Annotated in this window: 2 protein-coding genes (1 of these 2 running past the window's edge); both read right to left on the bottom strand. The window is 74.3% G+C overall.

The window, feature by feature from the left end:
* Positions 1-270, bottom strand: a 270-nt coding sequence (locus tag BGN97_RS04505; RefSeq protein ID WP_292698399.1) for an ATP-binding cassette domain-containing protein, incomplete at its 3' end; no start/stop codon positions are given.
* Positions 267-455, bottom strand: the 3' end of a protein-coding gene (locus BGN97_RS04510) for an ABC transporter permease (RefSeq protein WP_292698401.1). Its footprint extends 594 nt past the window's final position; only the last 189 of its 783 coding nucleotides appear in the window; the start codon falls outside the window, past its right edge; the stop codon is at positions 267-269. The genes BGN97_RS04510 and BGN97_RS04505, both read right to left, overlap by 4 nt.

The following is a 455-nucleotide window of genomic DNA, read 5'->3' on the forward strand; positions in this document are numbered from 1 at the left end:
GACCAGGGCGATCCGGCGCCCGCGCAGCGCCCGCCAGCCGGATTCTCCCAGCCGAGCGGCATCCGTGCCGGCGACGAGCAGCCGCGAGGTCTCCGCCGACGCGCCGTCGGGGAGCAGCCCGAGCAGCGCCCGGGCGGTGAGTGATTTGCCCGCGCCGGACTCCCCGACGATCGCCACGCACTCCCCCGGCTCCACGGTGAACGAGACATCGTCCACCACGGTGCGGCCGCCGAATGCGATGCGCAGCCTCTGCACGTCCACGGCGCTCATGCGGCCCGCCCTTCCATCCGTGCGCGCAGCGCACGGCCCAGCACGGTCGCGCTGATGACGGTGAGGGTGATCGCGAGCCCCGGGAACACCGAGATCCACCAGGCCTGACCCAGCACGTTGCGGCCGCCGGCGAGCATGAGCCCCCACTCGGGCTGCGGCTCGGCGGGGCCGAGTCCCAGGAAGCT

This window comes from Microbacterium sp. 69-10, from assembly GCF_001897945.1.
Lineage (GTDB): Bacteria > Actinomycetota > Actinomycetes > Actinomycetales > Microbacteriaceae > Microbacterium.